General features: G+C 47.5%; 1 protein-coding gene. It reads right to left on the minus strand.

The genetic code is table 11. The features are described 5' to 3' along the window. Positions 1–115 precede the first annotated feature (115 nt). Positions 116–545, minus strand: a 430-nt coding sequence (locus ACLD7X_RS18145) for a type IX secretion system membrane protein PorP/SprF (protein ID WP_411425084.1), incomplete at its 5' end; no start/stop codon positions are given.

The raw sequence follows: 545 nt of genomic DNA on the forward strand, positions 1-545 counted from the left end.
GGACACGCTACGACAAAAACATTACGAACGAAAGCACGGCAAAGATGCATACTACGGGCAAGGGTGCTAAGGTTTTATCGTATTTTGTCAAGAAAAAAGCAAGTTCTGGCTATCCCTAAAACTTAGGACACGATAGCTCCTTGCTGCGACGCTTAGGGCGGCCTTTGGGTGGGTTGAGCGGTTCGAATATATAGGATAGAGATATTTCGTGGGCTCCGCCGCTGCCAATGCCTAAGGTAGAGATGGTAGCATCGTAGCTATAACCAATCGAAAATTTGTCTTGCCGGAAGCCCGCCAGAAAAATGAGTGATTCGTGGTTGTTAATATTTTCAGCGTATTGCTTCACCGGAATACCCCGATACCATGCCCCGAAAACCATCGGCGCGTAGGTTACATAAAGCCCAGCGTCAAATTGATCAAACTTACCTTGCGACTTGTACATAATGGCGGGCGAAATTGTTTTTTCGCGGTCGATCTCATTACCCAGGTAGGTGTAGCCACCAAAAGGGATACGGAGTCCGGCCTGAAAACTGGCTTTAATTGGC

It is taken from the genome of Aphanothece microscopica RSMan92 (assembly GCF_046613545.2).
Classification (GTDB): domain Bacteria; phylum Cyanobacteriota; class Cyanobacteriia; order PCC-6307; family Cyanobiaceae; genus NIES-981.